Origin of the sequence: Candidatus Contendobacter odensis Run_B_J11 (genome assembly GCF_000531125.1) — a bacterium.
GTDB lineage: Bacteria > Pseudomonadota > Gammaproteobacteria > Competibacterales > Competibacteraceae > Contendibacter > Contendibacter odensensis.
On record NZ_CBTK010000040.1, the window covers coordinates 1 to 3,777 of the forward strand.

Here is a 3,777-nt window from a genome sequence, read left to right on the forward strand (position 1 = left end):
CGAGGCTTGTTCTTCAGTGCGCTGTGACAGATCGCTGCTGCCCTGGGCAATCTCGGCGGCGGCGGAACTGACTTGCGCGGTGGCTTGCGTCACCTGGCTGACAATGCCCTTCAACTGGCCGGTCATCTCGCGCATGGTGGCGTAAATGCCGGTTTCCTTGCCGGTGTCGGTGAAACGCACCGTCAAATTGCCCTCCGCGATCTGTTGGGTCAGTACCGCTATCGCGGCCGGTTCGCCGCCGACCTGACTGAAGATCCGGCGAACCATATACCACCCCACCCCCAAGCTTAAGACGATGGCCACCAGAATGGCCGAGTAGATCAACGTAAACAGGTTACTGATTGCTGCCTTGTCGGCTTCCTTGCGTATGCCCAGCAACTGGGTTTCTTCATCGTTGAAGTTAGCTATGAGTTGGCGAAATTTATCAAAATACTGCTTGCCGTGGCCTTCTCCGACCCGTCTGGCTATATCATCCATGGTCTTGGCGTTACCGACCTCACGACGTAAGCTAATGGACGGCGTGGTATCCTTTTCCTGCCACTCCCGGAGGGTTTTTTCTATCTCGGTCAACCGCCCAACCTGTTTGGGATTATCGCTGACCGTATTCTTCAGGGAATCTATTTTCGCGTAGATTGCCTTCTCTCCACTCTTATACGGATCAAGGAACTCTTCCTTGCCAGCCAACAGGTAGCCACGCATACCGGTTTCCATATCCACTGCCGAACTAAGGATGGATGCCGCCTCATTGAGAACAGCGTAGGTATGTTCCACCATTTTATTGGCGGCGATGTTTTTGTTGATGCCTTGGATGGCCAATAGGCCAACTACTATCATCAATGCTAAGGGAATGATGATGCTTACAAAAATCTGCATTCTTAAACTCAGACTCTTCATTTTAATCTCCCATGGCCAATAGTTCTGACAGTTTTAGTCCAATACTTCGGACAGTTTTGGTGATCACAATCAACGGGTTAGCCTTCATAGGCTGAATTAAATCCTTCTGTAAATTTTCCCGTGATTCGCACGACGGGTTGGGTGAGTACAACGCATACCTTTCAGTAAGATCAAAGAGTTGGATGAAGCCGATGTTCTAGCCTAGGCCGCAAATCATCGCCATCACAGGAAAACTTACAGGACCAACTTTTCAGGACTTTCGCTTTCCGTCATTCCCGCGAAAGCGGGAATCCAGTAAGCCATTGAAAAATTGGATACCCGCTTTCGCGGGTATGACGAATTTAGAATTTAAGGGGCTTGGCGAAAGTCCTGACTTTTGAAAGCATAGCCCTAAAAAATGACATTTGTCATTCTAATTCTTGGTATTTTTGTAATTGAAAATTAAAAGATACAGTTATATTTATTTATGTACGGATTTGAAACTAAAGAACCCCATGAGTCGTTGCAATTCCTGCGCCTGATCGCCCATAGCGCTGCTGGCGGCAGCGGTTTGTTCCACCAGCGCGGCATTTTGCTGGGTCGCTTGATCCATTTGCAGGATGGCTTGGTTGACCTGATCGATCCCGCTGGCCTGTTCTTGCGCCGCCGTGGTCATCTCAGCGACAAGGTCGCTGACCTTTTTCACATCCACCAGGATATCGCGCAGAGTTTGTCCCGAGGCATCCGCCAGCTTGCCGCCGTCTTCCACCTTGGCGACGCTATCGGTGATCAGCGCTTTGATCTCTTTAGCCGCGTCGGCGCTGCGTTGCGCCAGTTTACGCACTTCGCCGGCGACTACGGCGAAGCCCCGGCCTTGTTCACCGGCGCGGGCGGCTTCGACCGCCGCGTTCAGCGCCAGCAGGTTGGTCTGAAAGGCGATCTCGTCAATTACTCCAATGATGTCGGCAATTTTGCGGCTGCTGTGGTTAATCGCCTGCATTGCAGCCATGGTGCGGCTGACTACTTCCCCGCCTTGTTCGGCTCGTGCCCGCGCTATCCCAACCAATTGATTAGCTTGGGTAGCGTTATCAGCGCTGTGTTTGATGGTCGCGGTCAATTCTTCCATGCTGGCAGCAGTTTCTTCCAGCGCTGAGGCTTGTTCTTCGGTGCGCTGCGATAAATCACTGCTGCCTTGGGCAATCTCGTGCGCTGCGGTATTGACTGTTTCCGTAGTCTCCTGAATCGCTTGGGTGATGCGCTGTAACTCGGTAGTCATAATTTGCATCGCGGTTAGTAATTGACCGGTTTCATCGCCTGAACCGGTGTGCAGTTCCGCCGTTAAATCACCGTGGGCAATCCGCTGGGAAACGGTGACTGCGGTCTGAATTCGCCTGCTCAGCGCTCGTGCCACCGCCAGGCTGATCAGCAGTACCACCACCAGCGCTACCAATACCACCGCTAGTGAAAATCCAATAGTATTACGGAGGTCTTCAGCGACATCGCGCTCTACCTGTTGAATAGCATCGTCAATATCATCAATATAAAAGCCGGTGCCGATCATCCATTGCCATTTATCCAAACCTGCGGCATAACCCAACTTGGATACTACCTTGCCTTTCGAGGGTTTATCGAAGAGATATGCGACATAACCTCCACCTTTCTTGGCATTACTGATTAAATCACGGACATAAAACACTCCATTCGTGTCTTTCAGGCCAGAGAGGTCTTTACCCTCCAATTGTGGTTTTGGGGAAAGCACCAAATTCACGCCATCATAACGATAGGTAAAAATATAGCCGTCCTTGCCATAACTGAGTTGGCGCAGAATATTTTTGGCTTGTTCCTGCGCTTTAGCGTCATCGGCGGTCGCACTTTCATAGATCGGACGAATCGCTGAAATCGCCATATCCACATAGTTCTTGAGTTCCGCTTCCTTCGCCGCTCGCATCGATTGGCGAATATCATCGATCTGTTGCTGGCCCTGATGACGCACTTGCAGAATAGCTAAGCTGGTCAATCCTACCGCGAGTATCAGCGCGGGAAGCATACTCAATAAAACCATCTTGGCTTGCAACGATAGTGCTTTCATTATAATCATCGCCTTATGGTAATAACGGGAAGAGTAATCGCTGATACTGCTATTACAGAACTCCTAATGAAGTAGAATAGGCATCTTCCCCGTTCAGATACGGACTGGAAGCTTACCCCACAAACAGGGGTGCTACAGGCGCTACCGTTGCGCTTGCATATAGGGCATATAATCCTTATCACTTTTCTGAATATGATTAGTGATCCAATCCTTGAGAAAGCGCATCACTTTCATATTAAGATGTTGGCTACCACTATTAAATTTATCTTGAAGCGCCGTCACTTGCTGCACCAAATCAACGTGTTTTGCCTTATGTCCCTTAATGTTCGGGTAATGACAAGCCTCCATTCGCCCTTCTTCATAACTGAAGTGTTCAACGGTATATTCAAGCAGCCGGTTCAGCAGGTTTCCCATGGCAGATTTATTTTGCCCTTTGCGCATGGCGTTATGCAGATCATTGATCATGCGGACCAGTTTTTGATGTTGCTGGTCAATATCCGGGTCATTCACGCTCAGTGCGTCGCTCCAAGTGATCAAAGCAGCTTGGTCGCCGGCGCTGCCCGCTGTATTCCCAGCCGATAACCGGCTTATCGGCTGGATTTTCTCCCGCTTAAATTCGTTACGTTCCACGGTTCGGAGATACGCGGTCGGAGTGGATGTGGTTTCATCCAGCGTGAAAAAGCCCATCAGGTTTTGCAGTTCCTGGGCTTGATCGCCCATAGCGTGACTGGCGGCAGCGGTTTGTTCCACCAGCGCAGCGTTTTGCTGGGTGACTTGATCCATTTGCAAAATGGCCTTGTTGACCTGTTCGATTC

The 3,777-nt window shown here is 50.3% G+C and carries 3 protein-coding genes; all 3 read right to left on the minus strand.

Features of this window, described 5'->3' with window-relative positions:
* A partial coding sequence (locus tag BN874_RS03495; protein WP_034430862.1) for a CHASE3 domain-containing protein occupies positions 1-894 on the minus strand: 894 nt, incomplete at its 3' end.
* Positions 895-1,354: 460 nt separating this feature from the next.
* Entirely contained in the window at positions 1,355-2,962 is a 1,608-nt protein-coding gene (locus BN874_RS26140) for a methyl-accepting chemotaxis protein (RefSeq protein WP_034430861.1), read from the minus strand.
* Between the two features lie 141 nt (positions 2,963-3,103).
* Positions 3,104-3,777 (minus strand): bacteriohemerythrin (locus BN874_RS22110; protein WP_154724724.1); only part of this gene is annotated, 674 nt, incomplete at its 5' end.